Origin of the sequence: Citrobacter sp. Awk 4 (assembly GCF_028069725.1) — a bacterium.
Classification (GTDB): Bacteria; Pseudomonadota; Gammaproteobacteria; order Enterobacterales; family Enterobacteriaceae; genus Citrobacter_D.
Map to the genome: position 1 here is coordinate 1 of NZ_JANEWG010000076.1, position 15,945 is coordinate 15,945.

Annotated in this window: 15 protein-coding genes and 1 pseudogene; 5 read left to right on the forward strand and 11 right to left on the reverse strand. The window is 49.4% G+C overall.

Annotation, left to right across the window (positions count from 1 at the left end; translation table 11 throughout):
• Nucleotides 1-151: 151 nt before the first annotated feature.
• The 4 genes from pdeR to osmB all read left to right on the forward strand — a co-directional run bounded on the left by pdeR (nucleotide 152) and on the right by osmB (nucleotide 3,847).
• Nucleotides 152-2,143 (forward strand): cyclic di-GMP phosphodiesterase, encoded by a 1,992-nt coding sequence (pdeR, locus tag NNO04_RS20960; RefSeq protein WP_271446298.1) that lies wholly within the window; start codon nucleotides 152-154, stop codon nucleotides 2,141-2,143.
• 186 nt (nucleotides 2,144-2,329) lie between these two features.
• A complete protein-coding gene (locus NNO04_RS20965; protein WP_271446299.1) occupies nucleotides 2,330-2,512 on the forward strand; it encodes a YciZ family protein in 183 nt (60 codons plus the stop codon).
• 97 nt (nucleotides 2,513-2,609) lie between these two features.
• Complete coding sequence (yciT, locus tag NNO04_RS20970) at nucleotides 2,610-3,362, forward strand: DNA-binding transcriptional regulator YciT (protein ID WP_271446300.1); 753 nt, start codon at nucleotides 2,610-2,612, stop codon at nucleotides 3,360-3,362.
• Between the two features lie 266 nt (nucleotides 3,363-3,628).
• Entirely contained in the window at nucleotides 3,629-3,847 is a 219-nt protein-coding gene (gene osmB, locus NNO04_RS20975; RefSeq protein ID WP_162383533.1) for an osmotically-inducible lipoprotein OsmB, read from the forward strand.
• Nucleotides 3,848-3,961: 114 nt separating this feature from the next.
• Here osmB and yciH read toward each other — a convergent pair whose 3' ends face one another.
• From yciH to pgpB, 5 genes are all read right to left on the reverse strand, one after another.
• Nucleotides 3,962-4,288 (reverse strand): stress response translation initiation inhibitor YciH, encoded by a 327-nt coding sequence (gene yciH, locus NNO04_RS20980; protein ID WP_271446301.1) that lies wholly within the window; start codon nucleotides 4,286-4,288, stop codon nucleotides 3,962-3,964.
• Nucleotides 4,288-5,025, reverse strand: a complete 738-nt coding sequence (gene pyrF / locus NNO04_RS20985) for an orotidine-5'-phosphate decarboxylase (protein WP_271446302.1) — start codon at nucleotides 5,023-5,025, stop codon at nucleotides 4,288-4,290. The genes yciH and pyrF overlap by 1 nt, the downstream gene beginning before the upstream one ends.
• Nucleotides 5,026-5,212: 187 nt before the next feature.
• Nucleotides 5,213-6,382 (reverse strand): lipopolysaccharide assembly protein LapB, encoded by a 1,170-nt coding sequence (lapB, locus tag NNO04_RS20990; protein ID WP_271446303.1) that lies wholly within the window; start codon nucleotides 6,380-6,382, stop codon nucleotides 5,213-5,215.
• A 6-nt stretch (nucleotides 6,383-6,388) separates the two neighbouring features.
• Entirely contained in the window at nucleotides 6,389-6,697 is a 309-nt protein-coding gene (locus NNO04_RS20995) for a LapA family protein (RefSeq protein ID WP_162383537.1), read from the reverse strand.
• A 150-nt stretch (nucleotides 6,698-6,847) separates the two neighbouring features.
• A complete protein-coding gene (gene pgpB / locus NNO04_RS21000; RefSeq protein WP_271446304.1) occupies nucleotides 6,848-7,612 on the reverse strand; it encodes a phosphatidylglycerophosphatase B in 765 nt (254 codons plus the stop codon).
• 195 nt (nucleotides 7,613-7,807) lie between these two features.
• Between pgpB and ribA the strand changes: the two genes are divergently transcribed.
• Nucleotides 7,808-8,398 (forward strand): GTP cyclohydrolase II, encoded by a 591-nt coding sequence (gene ribA / locus NNO04_RS21005; RefSeq protein WP_193568849.1) that lies wholly within the window; start codon nucleotides 7,808-7,810, stop codon nucleotides 8,396-8,398.
• 68 nt (nucleotides 8,399-8,466) lie between these two features.
• Here ribA and acnA read toward each other — a convergent pair whose 3' ends face one another.
• The 6 genes and pseudogenes from acnA to cysB all read right to left on the reverse strand — a co-directional run bounded on the left by acnA (nucleotide 8,467) and on the right by cysB (nucleotide 15,814).
• Nucleotides 8,467-11,142, reverse strand: coding sequence for an aconitate hydratase AcnA (gene acnA / locus NNO04_RS21010; RefSeq protein WP_271446305.1), 2,676 nt, complete (start codon nucleotides 11,140-11,142; stop codon nucleotides 8,467-8,469).
• 958 nt (nucleotides 11,143-12,100) lie between these two features.
• On the reverse strand, nucleotides 12,101-13,426 hold the full coding sequence (locus NNO04_RS21015) for a hypothetical protein (RefSeq protein WP_271446306.1): 1,326 nt from the start codon (nucleotides 13,424-13,426) through the stop codon (nucleotides 12,101-12,103).
• A 251-nt stretch (nucleotides 13,427-13,677) separates the two neighbouring features.
• Nucleotides 13,678-13,845, reverse strand: a pseudogene (locus NNO04_RS21025) (transposase); the annotation flags it as partial.
• A 354-nt stretch (nucleotides 13,846-14,199) separates the two neighbouring features.
• Nucleotides 14,200-14,373 (reverse strand): hypothetical protein, encoded by a 174-nt coding sequence (locus tag NNO04_RS21030; RefSeq protein ID WP_442870760.1) that lies wholly within the window; start codon nucleotides 14,371-14,373, stop codon nucleotides 14,200-14,202.
• Nucleotides 14,374-14,514, reverse strand: a complete 141-nt coding sequence (locus NNO04_RS21035) for a YmiA family putative membrane protein (RefSeq protein WP_271446308.1) — start codon at nucleotides 14,512-14,514, stop codon at nucleotides 14,374-14,376.
• Between the two features lie 325 nt (nucleotides 14,515-14,839).
• The gene (cysB, locus tag NNO04_RS21040) at nucleotides 14,840-15,814 is read right to left on the reverse strand and encodes an HTH-type transcriptional regulator CysB (RefSeq protein WP_162383542.1); all 975 of its coding nucleotides are present in this window, start codon (nucleotides 15,812-15,814) and stop codon (nucleotides 14,840-14,842) included.
• Between the last annotated feature and the right edge of the window lie 131 nt (nucleotides 15,815-15,945).

A 15,945-nucleotide genomic window follows, 5' to 3' on the forward strand; every position in this document is an offset into this window, starting at 1 on the left:
ATTTCTCTGTGATGAGTATGCATTTTTCTAAATCTGGATTACAAATTAAAATATAAATAAAACAAGATGTTCTGCCATAGTTCTTCATACAGGATTCATGGCTAAGCTTTATCCTGAAGGCTGTAGTGCTTTAAACGGGACGGTATGCGAGATGAAAAACATTCAGGAACCAGTAACCTTGTTTAGCTACCTGGGGACACACTCCCCTTACTGGCACTTATCGGAAGATTGCAACATCCTGCATTTATCGGTCAACGAAGTTGCACAGTCGGATCAGGCTGTCGAACTCACGCCTGAACAGGCAAACCGCATTCGGGAAATGACCGTGATCACCTCCAGCCTGATGATGACACTACCCATCGAAGATAGTGATGTGTCAGTGCATTTGGTGGGGCGAAAAATCAATAAACGTGAATGGGCAGGCAGTGCATCCGCCTGGCACGATACGCCTTCCGTCGCCCGTGATTTGGTGAAAGGACTCTCCTTTGCCGAACAGGTCGTTTCCGAAGCCAATTCCGCCATTGTGATCCTGGATAGCCGGGGCAATATTCAGCGCTTCAACCGTCTCTGCGAAGAGTATACCGGCCTGAAAGAACACGAAGTTATCGGGCAAAGCGTTTTTAAGTTATTTATGAGTCGCCGCGAAGCCGCCGCCTCACGGCGTAACATTGACGGCTTTTTCCGTAATGGTAACTCTTACGAAATCGAACGTTGGGTAAAGACCCGGAAAGGCCAGCGCCTGTTTCTGTTTCGCAATAAGTTTGTTCATAGCGGTAGTGGAAAAAACGAAATCTATCTGATCTGTTCAGGGACCGACATTACCGAAGAGCGTCGTGCCCAGGAACGCCTGCGGGTGTTAGCCAATACCGACACGATTACCGGGCTCCCCAATCGCAATGCCATTCATGAACTGATCAATGATGCCATTGATAGCGCAGGGGAAAGTCAGGTCGGTATTGTTTATCTCGATCTGGATAATTTCAAAAAGGTGAACGACGCCTACGGGCATATGTTTGGCGATCAATTGTTGCAGGCCGTGTCGCTGGCGATTCTCAGTTGTCTGGAAGAGAATCAGCTTCTGGCCCGCCTGGGGGGTGACGAATTTATCATTCTTGCCACCCATACCTCTCAGGGGTCGCTTGAGGCCGTCTCTTCCCGCATTTTAACGCGTTTACGTCAGCCCTTCCGTATTGGCCTTATCGAAGTGTATACCGGATGCTCTATCGGCATTGCGATGGCCCCGCAACACGGTCACGACAGCGAGAGCATTATTCGCAACGCCGATACCGCAATGTATACCGCTAAAGAGGGTGGACGCGGTCAGTTTTGCGTTTTCTCACCCGAAATGAACCAGCGGGTATTTGAATATTTGTGGCTGGATACCCATCTGCGTAAAGCCCTCGAAAGCGATCAGCTTTTGATTCACTACCAACCCAAGCTAACCTGGCGCGGCGAAGTTCGCAGCCTGGAAGCACTGGTGCGCTGGCAATCTCCCGAGCGTGGGCTGATCCCTCCTCGTGAATTTATCTCGTATGCTGAAGAGTCAGGCCTGATTGTTCCGCTGGGGCGCTGGGTTATCCTCGAGGTCGTCAGGCAGGTTGCCGCATGGCGTGATAAAGGGATTCATCTGCGTGTCGCGGTCAATATTTCTGCCCGCCAGCTCGCCGATCAAACAATTTTTACTGACCTGAAGCAGGTTCTTAATGAGCTTAACTTTGAGTATTGCCCCATTGATGTCGAATTGACGGAAAGCTGTTTGATTGAAAATGAAGAACTTGCGTTATCTGTCATCCAACAATTTAGCCAACTGGGCGCGCAAATACACCTGGATGATTTTGGGACTGGCTATTCCTCCCTGTCGCAGCTTGCCCGGTTCCCGATTGACGCCATTAAACTTGATCATACCTTCGTCAAAGACATACATAAGCAGTCCATCTCGCAATCCCTTGTCCGTGCCATCGTTGCAGTGGCGCAGGCACTGAATCTGCAAGTGATTGCTGAAGGAGTGGAAAGCACAAAGGAAGATGCTTTCCTGACCAAAAATGGCATCAATGAACGGCAAGGTTTTCTGTTTGCCAAACCGATGCCTGCCGCCGCGTTTGAACGCTGGTATAAACGTTATCTGAACAAAAAAATGCGCTAGCGTTGGCGTGAAAGAGGACGTTAACCCTACAGAATCAAGGCCATTTCACCGCAAACCTATCTGTCTGTAATGACAGAAGATATGATATCTCTCGCGGGTTGCGAGTTATCCTATTTTTCCCTTCTCTTTTGCGATGTTTTTCTGCATCATTAAAATCAAACACATTCTGACGTAAGGATGACAACCATGTCTGATATCGACGCACAACGTGTCGCTGAGCGAATTGATACCGTGCTGGATATCCTTGTCGCAGGCGATTACCACTCTGCCATCCATAACCTTGAAATACTGAAGGCAGAGTTATTAAGCCAGGTGAAAGACGATGTGGCATCGTCGTCAAAACACCCCAGATCCCCTTGGGAGATCTAACAATACAGGGCTCCATCTGACGTCGGACATGAGCTGACTCAGAATACGCTGCACTCTTTTACTCCACGGTATGGATACCATTATAAAAATTAAAGCTATGAATTCCCGACAACAATCTATTTTACAAATGGTGATTGATAAAGGCCGCATGAGTGTGGCTGAGCTGGCGAAAATCACCGGTGTTTCTGAAGTGACGATTCGACAGGATCTCAACACGCTCGAGAAACAGAGCTATCTGCGCCGCGCTCATGGTTTTGCCGTTTCACTGGACAGTGAAGATGTTGAAACGCGCATGATGACTAACTATACCCTCAAGCATCAGCTTGCTGAGTTTGCCGCGTCTCTGGTCAACCCGGGTGAATCGGTATTTATTGAAAACGGCAGCAGTAATGCACTTCTGGCGAGAACACTGGCTGAACAAAAAGACGTGACGATTATTACTGTCAGTAGCTACATTGCGCACTTGCTGAAGGAAACGCCCTGCGAGGTGATTCTGCTGGGCGGGATCTATCAGAAAAAAAGTGAAAGTATGGTCGGTCCCTTAACCCGACAGTTCATCCAGCAGGTTCATTTCAGTAAGGCTTTCATCGGGATTGACGGCTGGCAACCTGAAACCGGATTTACCGGACGGGATATGATGCGTTCTGATGTGGTCAATGCGGTTCTGGAAAAAGGGGCAGAGGCCATTGTGCTGACCGACAGCTCTAAATTTGGCACCGTACACCCGTATACGCTCGGCCCATTAGCCAACTTCAACCGTGTGATTACTGATTCAAAAATCAGCGCTGACGACCAACAGAAACTGGAGCTCGCCGGGTTGACGGTGAACATTATTGAATCCCAGGACTGACCGCTTTTCAGATGATTTGCCGGGCGGCAAATCATCTCCCCGCTCTGAGACTTTTCCGATCAGCCAATTAAGACTATTTACCTTTAGTAAACGAATTAAAGTCGTAAAATTAATGTTAGCGATATAACAGGAAGTGACTATCACCTGCGTGATAATAGGCTACACCTGCGCAACTCGGTTTTACGGAATGCTTCTTTGTTGGCCTCTATCTTAGCTATAGTTAAAGAGACTTGCTTCCGTGAATCATTAATTCAGGAGAAAGTATTATGTTTGCAACGAGCAAAAAAATGACTGCCGCTGTTTTGGCTATTACCCTTGCGATGTCTCTGAGCGCATGTTCTAACTGGTCTAAACAAGACCGCAGCACGGCAATTGGTGCAGGCGCTGGTGCAGTCGGCGGCGCGGTCTTAACTGACGGCAGCGCGCTGGGTACGCTGGGCGGTGCTGCTGTGGGTGGTATTATCGGCCACCAGGTAGGTAAATAATTTAATTTACGGTTGAGCTGCTTGATATAAAAATACGATATTTTTGTTCTGGTTCGACTGAAAATAATATTTACTGCTGCATTTGAAGCCACGGAAAATACCGTGGCTTTTTTGTTAGCCGCCTGCCAATTTAACTTTCATGCCTTTGGCTTCCAGCAACGATTTAATCAGGTCGCGCTTATCACCCTGAATTTCAATGACGCCCTCTTTCACCGCTCCGCCACAACCACATTTTTTCTTCAGTTCCGCGGCCAGTTTTGTCAGTTCAGCATCATCCATATCAAGGCCGGTAATCAGGCAAACCCCTTTACCTTTACGCCCGCTGGTCTGACGCTGAATACGGACAATGCCGTCACCTTTAGGACGCTCAGGCGCAACCTCTAGCTCATGAATACGGCCAGAGTCTGTTGAGTACACCAGACGACTGTTGGAATCGTTCATTATGCTCCTCGTTTCAGAGACGCGTTGATGGCTTTCAGGGTTTGCGCAGGGTCTTCTGACTGCGTTACCGGACGACCAATCACCATATAATCCACGCCCGCAGACATCGCCTGTTCAGGAGTCATAATACGACGTTGATCGCCTGCGTCGCTCCCCTGAGGACGGATACCCGGCGTCACCAGTTTAAACGCTGCACCAAACGCCTGCTTAAAGCGCACAGCTTCTTGCGCTGAACAGACCACGCCATCCAGACCACAGTTTTGCGTTAAACGTGCCAGCCGTTCTGCATGCTCCGCAGGTGACAACGTCACACCGAGATCAAGTAAGTCGCTCGCTTCCATGCTGGTCAGTACCGTCACCGCAATCAGCAGTGGCGCGTCTTTACCAAAGGATGTTAATGCCTCACGTGCGGCGGTCATCATCCGCGCCCCACCCGAAGCATGCACATTGACCATCCACACGCCAAGTTCTGCTGCGGCGGCAACCGCATGGGCGGTGGTATTAGGAATATCGTGAAATTTCAGGTCGAGAAAGATATCAAACCCGCGCTGTTGTAAATCGCGAACGAGTTGCGGCCCAAAGAGCGTAAACATCTCCTTGCCCACTTTCAGACGGCAATCGCGGGGATCGATTTTGTCGACGAAAGCCAGCGCTTTATCACGATTATTATAATCCAGGGCAACAACGACAGGAGAATCAGTAGCAGCGCGAGAAGAAGATGAAGCAGTAAACGTCATGACCAGACCTTCTTATGATGGGCGCCGGGTGTGGCGCGAAATAGGTAAACGGCGTGCATTCTACCCGCGGGAGGCCTAAATTAACAGGCTCGTTTGCGTTCCTGCCAGACTTCGTTGCACGTTTGCCAAATGTTGCGAGATAAAAAACAATAAGGATGTTGTAACTAAAATGAGATTTTTTTTAAAACTACTGACCGTCAAGACCGCGAATAGGCTTGATAGTCGACCACGCACGGCACGATGGACAGTGCCAGTACATCGTATAAGCCGTGAAACCACATTTCTGGCAGCGATAACGAGGTTTACTGCGTACCTGTTCGCCAACCATATCGCGCAGCACCATCAGACTCTCTTTGGCACGCCCTTCTTCTGCTTCATTAAGGTGGTAATCCATCAGTTTGTGGAATACGCGCATTGTGGGATGACGCTGCAGCTGACGGGTGATATAGACCTGAGCGACATCATTGCCTTCACGCCCTTCCAGAATATCAGCCAGCATTAATTCCGCAGCCGCGCCGGTGTTCTCTTCAACTGCCCGACGTAAAAACTCAGCCCATTCGTCATTCTTACCAAGTTGTTGATAGCAAGTTTGCAGCATCTCCAGCGTTTCGCTGACCAGTTCTTTATCCTGAGAGATAACCCGCTGCAGGCATTCAACGGCTTTGGCGTAGTCACCATTTGCCATGTAGACCCGCCCCATCATGATCGAAACTCTGGCGCTATTTTTATCTGCCGCAGCACCTTTCTTTAACAACGCCATGGCGCGATCCATATCGTCACTGCCCATCTGTTGCAGCGCTAACTCGCAATAGAAATGGGCAATCTCAATACGCTGTTTATCCTTGCCGAGTTTCACCAACCGCTCTGCCACGTCGATCGCTTTTTGCCAGTCGCTGGTCGCCTGGTAGATTTGCAGCAGTTGCTGTAGCGCGCTGATACGAAAGTCTGTCTCATCAATCAGTTGGGTGAACATGTCTTCTGCGCGATCATACAATCCCGCCGCCATGTAATCGCGCCCCAACTGCTGAATCGCCAGCAGGCGCTGTTCATAGGTCAGCGATGCGCTTTCCATCAAAGTTTGGTGAATGCGGATGGCCCTGTCGACTTCGCCACGTGAGCGAAACAGGTTTCCGAGGGTGAGATGAGCCTCAACGGTGCCGGTATCCTCTTTTAACATGTCGAGGAACAGATCCACCGCTTTGTCCTGTTGGTTGCTCAGGAGGAAGTTAACCCCAGCGACATAATCGCGAGACAAGCGGTTAGCTTCATCCTGTTTTGTTTGTTGCGCACTTCTGCGACCCATATACCAGCCATACGCTGCCGCTACAGGTAAAAGCAGAAACAACAACTCCAACATAAATGATTATTCCTTCACAACCGACGAGTCGGTAGTTACCGCAACGTCGGTCGCAGGCGCAAGCTGGTTTTCCAGTCGTTTAATTTTACGTTCTGCGCGCGTCAGAGAAACGCGAACCCGCAGCCAGAACAGACCGCAAATCAGCCAACCAATGGCAAAACCTGCGGCAAACAGGACGGCAAGCAAGGTAGAGATACGATACTCGCCCTGAGCCAGCAGGTAGTTAAATGTCACCTGTTGATCGTTTTGCGCACCCAATGTTACCGAAATAACAAAAATCGCCAACACCAGTAAGAAAATGAGTAAATATTTCACATTACTTCCCGTTATGTGGTTTGAGCGAATAAATCATGTTCAACTTACCGCATTCATCCTGTTAAATTACCATTTTCACGACGAGTGCGAAATGGGAAAGCGCCCTGCCAACGAATGATTTAAGGGCAAATTACGGAAAATCAATCACGATCAGTCTTCTTGTTCACGTTCTGCAATCTCACGAACCTCTTCCACCGGCGGCGTTAAAGGCCCGCACAGCCGTTGCGCCAACCAGGTCGCCAGCGTGACCAGAAGCCAGGATATCACGGTCGCCACCACTAAATCGCGAGGCCAATGCATCCCCAACAACATACGGCTCCCCATCACACCTGTCGCCCAAACCAATAACACCGCAATCGTCAGGGTTCGTCTGCGTGGCCATAACAGCCCTACTGCCAGCAATGCCCAACTGGCCGCAAACATCGTGTGTCCGGAAGGAAATGCGAAACCCGTCTCTTTTTGCCAGTGTTTGCGTAAAAAGCCTGGAATATCATGCTGTCCGGACAGCTGTTCTTTCACTAAGTTACCACGTTCCTTACGCTTTAAAGTGTAGAACTCATCAACAGGAATATGGTGTGTTTTTTCCAGCCAAATGACAAACGGACGGGGTTCCTGTACACGTTCTTTGACCCAGGATTTTATCCCCTGCCCCAGCATAATCGCCGCCGCGAGGATCGCAAATAACATAATGGCCGCAGTCAGGCGAAAACGTAAACACCAAAGAAACCAAACGCACAGAATCACATGGGTGATAATCCCCCAGGGCTGAGTGACGGTTTCCGTTACCCAGTATAAGGCTTTTAACCACCAGACAGGGTGTCCCGGTTGCCAGGTCCAGCCCGATACCCACACGGAAACAGGCATGACAAGTAACAACGCGGCACCGACAGCGGTACGTTTGGCAATTGAAAGCATAAACTCTCCCTTTTGATAAGCCTCGCAATCATAACCGAAAATGGTGCAGGTCGGGAAAATTGACAAATTTGTGCCATTCCAAATTCGAACGTACGACAGTCATTAGGTGAAGTCCGTCGGCTTATGGCAAAATAGACGAATACAGAAGCCAACAGGCGACGGCACGTCAGGTGCCAGCATAATCTGGAGAATTACATGCAGCTTAAACGCGTGGCAGAAGCCAAACTGCCAACCCCATGGGGCGATTTCCTGATGGTGGGATTTGAAGAACTGGCAACCGGACACGATCACGTCGCGCTGGTCTATGGCGATACTTCCGGAAAAACGCCGGTCCTGGCGCGTGTCCATTCTGAATGTTTAACGGGCGACGCGTTGTTCAGCCTGCGCTGTGATTGCGGATTTCAGCTCGAAGCCGCACTTTCGCACATTGCGGAAGAAGGTCGCGGTATCCTGCTGTATCACCGTCAGGAAGGCCGTAATATTGGTTTGCTCAATAAAATTCGCGCGTATGCGTTGCAGGATCAAGGTTATGACACGGTTGAAGCCAACCACCAATTAGGTTTTGCCGCCGATGAGCGTGACTTTACCCTCTGCGCAGATATGTTCAAGCTGCTGGGCGTGGATGAAGTTCGCCTGCTCACCAACAATCCGAAGAAAGTCGAAATTCTGACAGAAGCAGGAATCAATATTGTTGAGCGCGTTCCGCTGATTGTCGGACGTAACCCGAAAAATGCGCACTATCTGGATACCAAAGCCGCCAAAATGGGCCATTTACTGAATAAATAAGCAAGCCAGTCAATAAAGCCCCTTCCGGCCCTGTAAAAAAGCCTGCTCACGCAGGCTTTTTTGAACGTTTAGTGCAGCATATTACGAATCACGTAGTGCAGAATGCCGTCATTTTGGTAATACGTTAGCTCGGTCGCCGTATCAATGCGGCATCGACAAGAGACCACCTCTTTACTGCCATCAACCCGGGTCAGGGTGACCGGGATCGTCGCACCTGGCTTCAGTTTTTGCAGATCCACAATATCAATGATCTCTTCACCGGTTAACCCAAGTGTTTTACGGCTCACCCCCTGGGGGAACTCCAGCGGCAAAATCCCCATCCCAATCAGGTTCGAACGGTGGATACGCTCGAAAGACTCTGCAATCACCACGCGGATCCCCAGTAACCGTGGCCCTTTCGCCGCCCAGTCACGACTTGATCCTGAGCCGTATTCCTTCCCGGCGATAATCGCCAGCGGCGTTTTCTCCTGCTGATACTGCATCGCCGCATCGTAGATCGCCACAACCTCAGAGTCCGGCAAGTGGCGCGTCATTCCGCCTTCGACCCCCGGCACCATTTCGTTACGAATACGAATATTGGCAAATGTGCCACGCATCATCACTTCATGGTTGCCGCGTCGAGAACCATACGAGTTAAAGTCTTTACGCTCTACGCCACGCCCTTGCAAATAGCGGCCTGCCGGGCTATCCGGCTTGATGCTCCCGGCGGGCGAAATGTGGTCTGTGGTGACAGAATCGCCCAGCATGGCGAGAATTCGCGCCCCATGAATATCGTCAACCGGATCGGGTTGAGCCTGCATCTCATCAAAGAATGGCGACAGACGAATATAGGTCGAATCATCCTGCCAGCCATAGGTGTCTGAGCGATCAATCTCAATCGCTTTCCATTCCGAAGTGCCTTCAAAGACTTCCGCATACTCTTTGCGGAACATTTCCGTTGAAACCTGCGCAACGGCGCGGGCGATCTCTTGTGCCGACGGCCAGATATCTTTCAGATAGACCGGATCGCCTTTCTTGTCATGACCCAGCGGATCTTTCGCCAGATTGATGTTCATATTCCCGGCCAGTGCATAGGCCACCACCAGCGGCGGCGACGCCAGCCAGTTGGTTTTCACGAGCGGATGGATTCGGCCCTCAAAGTTGCGGTTGCCAGAAAGCACCGCTCCCACGGTCAAATCCCCTTTTTTGATGGCGGTTTCGATAGGATCGGGCAATGGGCCGGAGTTACCGATACAGGTGGTGCAGCCGTACCCCACCAGGTTGAATCCAAGCTCGTCGAGATACGGCGTCAGCTTTGCCTGTGCCAGATAGTCAGAGACCACTTTTGAACCGGGCGCCAGCGAAGCTTTCACCCAGGGCTGGCGTTTCAGTCCCAGGGTTACCGCTTTTTTCGCCAGTAACCCTGCCGCCATCAATACGCTGGGGTTTGAGGTATTGGTACAGGAGGTGATGGCCGAAATCACCACCGCGCCATCCGGTAACTGGTATTGATGACCGTTCAGGACATATTCAACAGGCTGTCGGTCTTTCTGCGCCGTGTTCAGTTCCAGTTCGCTGCTGGCGGCAAAGGCTTTCGGTACATCGCCCAACGCCACCCGATCCTGCGGGCGCTTAGGGCCCGCCAGGCTCGCTTCAACGTCGCCCATGTCTAGCTCCAGCGAACTGGTGAACACCGGCTCATCGCCTGCGTTACGCCACATGCCTTGCGCTTTCGCATAGGCTTCCACCAGCGCGACCTGTTCGTCGCTACGTCCGCTTAACTTCATATAATCCAGTGTGACGGCATCAATCGGGAAGAAACCGCACGTTGCCCCATATTCAGGGGACATATTGGCGATAGTTGCCCGATCGGCCAGCGGTAGCGAATCCAGCCCATCGCCGTAGAACTCGACGAATTTTCCCACCACACCATGCTTACGCAACATTTGCGTGACCGTCAGCACCAGGTCAGTGGCGGTAATGCCTTCCTGCAATTTACCGGTCAGTTTGAATCCCACTACATCTGGGATCAGCATCGACACGGGTTGGCCCAGCATCGCCGCTTCCGCTTCGATCCCCCCGACACCCCAACCTAATACCCCCAGCCCATTTATCATGGTGGTGTGCGAATCCGTTCCTACCAGCGTATCCGGATAAGCCACCCACTCGCCATCCTGTAACTCGCTCCAGACCGCTTTACCCAGATACTCCAGGTTAACCTGATGGCAAATTCCGGTTCCTGGAGGGACTACGCTGAAGCGGCTAAACGCCTGTTGCCCCCAGCGCAAAAAGACATAACGTTCGTGGTTACGCTCCATCTCCAGACGGACGTTTTCTTCAAACGCGCCCTCATCGCCAAAATGATCGACTGTGACCGAATGGTCAATCACCAGGTCAACGGGAGATAACGGATTGACTTTGGCGGTATCGCCCCCCAGACGTTTTACCGCCTCGCGCATTGCGGCAAGATCGACCACCGCCGGCACACCGGTAAAATCCTGCATTAGAACACGGGCCGGGCGATAGGCAATTTCACGGTCGGCATGGGCGTTTTTCAGCCAGCCCGCCAGCGCCCGGATATCGTCTTCCGTGACCGAGTCTCCATCCTGCCAGCGCAGGAGGTTTTCGAGCAGAACTTTTAATGATTTGGGTAAGCGGGTGATATCACCCACAGATTTGGCTGCCAGCGGCAGGCTGTAGTAATACAAGGTTTTATCTTTGACCTGCAACGTGTCCTTACTGGCCTCTCGTAGGGTTGACGACATAGCTCCTCCTTAATGACAGGGTTTGCGAATCCCTTGGTGAATTTATAAAAAAATCAATGAGTTAAATCTCATTTCCCTAATATGGGATTTTTCTTCGCGCCCTTGCTGGCGCGGATCGCATTGTTTAATCTTAGGAAAGAATTTTGCTCTTTGTCGTTTAATTATCAGCCAATTAGTCAATCCAATTTTATTTATCTGCCTTTCGTGGCAATAGATTTCCGTTCAGCCAAATCATCAGGTATAGGCAGCCACTACTGCATGAGTGTTACTACCTTTGCCTCCTTCAAATTTTCAATTCTGCTGATTTCCTACACCACGCTTTGTTTTTAGATGTGAGTAGCCGAAGCAACCAAAATGATTTTAGATTGGGCGGTCGCGTATTCGAATACGCCCTTCGGAAGATACTGAAGTTTGTGGATAATTGGATTATCACGCCTTCTAACAGCATTAAATGTAAATAAATGAAACGCAGAACTGATACTAATAAATGGCAAGCCTTTTAGTGTTTTATTTTGTGATCAGTACTGCCCTCATTTAAGGAGGCATTATGCAAAAGAAACAACATACATCGGCAGGCATGCATAACAATAAGCGCGTGAATATACAGTCGATCCGGTATGTTATTCTACTCGTTATAATAATCTCAGCCATCATATGGCTTTTTTACCCATAACAATGTTCTTCTCTGTAAAAGCCTGCCAGGCCCCCTCCATCCAGGGGGCTGATAGTCTCCGTACGCCAGTAACAACCACACACGCCAGGGCGAATTTTGAAGCTGGTGCGTTGAGGATATTTAGCTTTCTCTGTGTCTAAACCACTTAACGTGAGTTTTCGTTCCACTGAGCGTCAGACCCCGAGACCAACGATCACACTACGCGATAAAGCAGGCGTTTTAAGGCTTTTCGGAACAGTGGTATGGGCAGGTAACATCAAAAAAAGTATGCTACCTGACCGCTCATTAATGCGACACAGCCACTAAAGCAGCAAAGGCAAATGGGTTGCTGGCAATAGCCTGAACACTGGATAACTGTTCCTGCACACCCGAACTGTCCCCTCCCCATTCGGCCTTTCCCCATGTCACAACGGTGCCATCCTGCTTTAGAGCAGCAAAGGCAGCATCGGTGCTAAAAATGGTTTGTACGTTGACAAGTCGGTCCTGGACTTCCGGGCTATAGCCACCAGATTTCATGCTTCCCCACGTGACCACTGAGCCATCCTTTTTCAGGGCCGCAAACGCTGAGCCGGTACTGAATATAGACTGGACATGACTTACCGGACACTGCACGAAAAGACAAATATCGCCCCCCTGGTTGTTATCCCCCCATGTCACGACTGAACCATCCTCTTTCAGGGCGGCAAATGCCGAGTAGTTGCTAAAAATAGTCCGGACATTTGTGAGTTGCCCCTGTACAGCCGAATGATCTTCATCATAGCCCCCCCATGTGACCACAGAGCCATCCTTTTTCAGGGCCGCAAACGCCGAGCCTGTAGCGGATATGGCCCGAACATTGGTGAGTTGATTCTGTACGTTCGAACTATCCCCTCCCTGGTAGCTATCCCCCCACGTAACCACTGAGCCATCATTTCTCAGGGCTGCAAACGCCGAGCCTGTACTGGATATAGCCTGAACATTGGTAAGCTGACTCTGTACAACCGAACTGTCACCACCATGATCTGCTGATCCCCATGTCACAACGGCCCCGTCTCCCTTGAAAGCTGCAAATGCTCCTTCATTACCAATAAGAGTCTGGATGTTAGTAAGCTGTTTTTGAATTGACGAAAAAGCCTCACCGAGGCTATCCACTCCCCATGTCACCACAGAATCATCTTTTTTCAGGGCCGCAAAAGCATGGGGCCTGGTATAAATAGCCCGGACATTGATGAGTTGATCCTGAATGACTGTGCTATCAAGAGATCCCCACGTCACGACGGTACCGTCCCCTTTCAAGGCAGCAAAAGCTCTACGAGTGCCAACAATTGTCTGGACATTGCTAAGCTGGTTCTGTACAGCCGAGCTATCACCACCATTGCTATCTTCCCCCCATGTAACAACAGTTCCATCTGTTCGTAGGGCAGCAAAAGCAGTATTGGTACTAACAACTGACTGAACATTGGTCAGCTGACTCTGTACTGCCGAGCTATTACCGCCACTTTCAGCATCTCCCCACGTCACGACTTTATAGTGTGAAGTAGCGGTTGACCCAGCCGGTTCTTTAAATTCACTCTGCGCAACTAATATAATTAAAATTAAAAAAGGACACACAAATAAAATTTTCTTAAGCATTAACGCCTCACATATTTACAAGGGCAGTTTGGGTATCGACAACCCCCTTCAGACGGGGTCTGCCACTTTTCAAAACAGCATATCCGGCATTCAGAGTTTCAGTTAACGTTTCGTTATAGTGTTTTTCCTGTTCGGGAGTGATCGTTCCTGCACTTCCGTGGATAACTAACCGTATCGGTGCTTGAGAATCGTCCCATACGGCTAGGGAGAGGAAAGGACAAAGTGTCAGAGTGGCGAGACAATTTTTTAAATTTACCATATGAAAAAAATCCTTTTATTTTGGGGATGAAAACATTTCGATATCCCCTGGCTTTTATTCTCAGTCGCCTAATTTTGCTCTCCAGCGCTTCAATATTATCAGTTCAGGCACGATGACGCATGGCATTCTGTATTCCGTACAACCGTTTTTTGATGGTCCTAAATAGCTACGAGGAAGAGTGGAACACTTAAAGGGAACTCAGCCCAGGCTAAGCGATGCCGATTATAGTATCAATTTCCCGTGACAAACGACGCCTGATATAAAAAGCAAGCCATAAACGCACGATAAAAATTCTGCCCGGTCAGAATGAAAAAGCTATCTGGTAGCGGTACGGGAAAAGTCAGCTACGTGGACGGCAACAGCAAAGTTCAGCGCTGTTCATCAGGCGGCTGAAGCAACTTAACCAGGCAACGACTGATTCTGATAGAAGGTGCTTATTGCTGTGGTGTAGAAATAATGATGGTTCAGGGTATTAATAGCCTGAAGTAAAAAGGGAGAATATGAATTTTATCGATTATTCTTTCTGCTGCTCATCATCCGTAAATGAATCAATAAATGCCTGCTGCTGTTGCGTCAGTTTCCATGACTCTGGAATATGCGTCACGCATCCCGTTGTCGTTTCATTCTCGTCATCACAATGCGGACGTTGTTTTAACAAGTCTGACTGCTGCTCCTGGCTGACCATCATTTATCCCCATACTTTCCAGATCAACAGCGCAACCGCAACCCAGAACAGTGCGGAGCCAACAAAAACCACTCGCCAGGCTTTGCGTTTCAGCTCAGGGTCTCGGCGTTGTTCCTGGTTTCCAGACGGCATTGCTAACCTCATACAATCGGTATCACTTATTATTTTAGCATCAAACGATTGATGCAACTAATCATCAGATGAGACAAATCCTAAAGAAACTTTAGTCAGAAATCCAGCGAATTTACGAATCGTTTTCAGGGAATAAATCAATCTTTTGACACCAAATAAATATTTGAAGGGTGAAGTTTGCGAGGTGGGGAATTTATAACTACTTTACAACCTGATTACCTTGAATATTATGCGGTTACTCTTTTTTGGATCGCTGATTAAAATTTCAGGTCGATATATTCGACATTATTTTGGTATCTCCCACTCGCAGGAGATACCCAACACAGCACTTTCGTCATTACTTCTCAGGCAGTTTAATATCGTTAAACATGGCTTCGATCTCTTCATTAGAACGTAATGCCACTGCGGTATCCACCACATCACGTGTCAAATGCGGCGCGAAACGCTGAATAAAATCATACATATAACTACGCAAGAATGTGCTGCGACGAAAACCGATTTTGGTGGTGCTATGGCTGAAAATATCATGCGCGTCAACACGAACAAGGTCAGGATCGGCAATAGGGTCTACCGCCATACTGGCAATCACACCAACCCCCAGCCCCAGCCTGACGTAGGTTTTGATAACGTCCGCATCCGTTGCGGTAAAGACAATACGCGGCGTTAAACCGGCGCGATTAAACGCGGTGTCCAGCTCAGAACGTCCGGTAAACCCAAAGGTGTAAGTCACCAGCGGATATTGCGCCAGCTCTTCAATCGAGACCGATGATTTCGCCGCCAGCGGATGCTCCGGGGTCACAACAATAGAACGGTTCCAGTGATAACACGGTAACATGACCAGATCGTCGTACAGATGCAGCGCCTCAGTGGCGATGGCGAAATCCGCATTGCCTTTGGAAACCGCTTCCGCGATTTGTGTTGGCGATCCCTGATGCATATGCAACGACACCCGTGGATAACGCTCGATAAATCCTTTGATGACATTTGGCAGCGCGTAGCGTGCCTGAGTATGCGTGGTGGCAATATACAGCGAGCCTTTATCTGGCCATGTATGCTCGCCGGCTACCGACTTAATTGCATCAACCTTTGACAACACCTCACGCGCAATGCGAATAATTTCCTGCCCCGCCGGAGTGACCTGCGTGAGATGTTTTCCGCTGCGGGCAAAAATCTGGATACCAAGCTCATCTTCCAGCATACGAACTTGTTTACTGATGCCCGGCTGGGAGGTGTAAAGTCCTTCTGCTGTTGAGGAAACATTAAGGTTGTGATTAACCACCTCAACAATATAGCGAAGCTGCTGTAATTTCATGTTAGCCATCCAGATTTGCGCCATCAGATCATCGTTTGAGAGCAAACTCCGCCGAGTTGCTAATACGATTTAATAATAAGAAAATTAATAACTATAACCACTATATCATTTATATTTGTAGTGTATAGACA

What these genes read in the sequence shown, in the direction of transcription:
- pdeR (WP_271446298.1), top strand. Translation starts at nt 152, where the DNA reads ATGAAAAACATTCAGGAACCAGTAACCTTGTTTAGCTACCTGGGGACA.
- NNO04_RS20965 (WP_271446299.1), top strand. Translation starts at nt 2,330, where the DNA reads ATGTCTGATATCGACGCACAACGTGTCGCTGAGCGAATTGATACCGTG.
- yciT (WP_271446300.1), top strand. Translation starts at nt 2,610, where the DNA reads ATGAATTCCCGACAACAATCTATTTTACAAATGGTGATTGATAAAGGC.
- osmB (WP_162383533.1), top strand. Translation starts at nt 3,629, where the DNA reads ATGTTTGCAACGAGCAAAAAAATGACTGCCGCTGTTTTGGCTATTACC.
- yciH (WP_271446301.1), bottom strand. Translation starts at nt 4,288, where the DNA reads ATGAACGATTCCAACAGTCGTCTGGTGTACTCAACAGACTCTGGCCGT.
- pyrF (WP_271446302.1), bottom strand. Translation starts at nt 5,025, where the DNA reads ATGACGTTTACTGCTTCATCTTCTTCTCGCGCTGCTACTGATTCTCCT.
- lapB (WP_271446303.1), bottom strand. Translation starts at nt 6,382, where the DNA reads ATGTTGGAGTTGTTGTTTCTGCTTTTACCTGTAGCGGCAGCGTATGGC.
- pgpB (WP_271446304.1), bottom strand. Translation starts at nt 7,612, where the DNA reads ATGCTTTCAATTGCCAAACGTACCGCTGTCGGTGCCGCGTTGTTACTT.
- ribA (WP_193568849.1), top strand. Translation starts at nt 7,808, where the DNA reads ATGCAGCTTAAACGCGTGGCAGAAGCCAAACTGCCAACCCCATGGGGC.
- acnA (WP_271446305.1), bottom strand. Translation starts at nt 11,142, where the DNA reads ATGTCGTCAACCCTACGAGAGGCCAGTAAGGACACGTTGCAGGTCAAA.
- NNO04_RS21015 (WP_271446306.1), bottom strand. Translation starts at nt 13,426, where the DNA reads ATGCTTAAGAAAATTTTATTTGTGTGTCCTTTTTTAATTTTAATTATA.
- NNO04_RS21030 (WP_442870760.1), bottom strand. Translation starts at nt 14,373, where the DNA reads ATGATGGTCAGCCAGGAGCAGCAGTCAGACTTGTTAAAACAACGTCCG.
- NNO04_RS21035 (WP_271446308.1), bottom strand. Translation starts at nt 14,514, where the DNA reads ATGAGGTTAGCAATGCCGTCTGGAAACCAGGAACAACGCCGAGACCCT.
- cysB (WP_162383542.1), bottom strand. Translation starts at nt 15,814, where the DNA reads ATGAAATTACAGCAGCTTCGCTATATTGTTGAGGTGGTTAATCACAAC.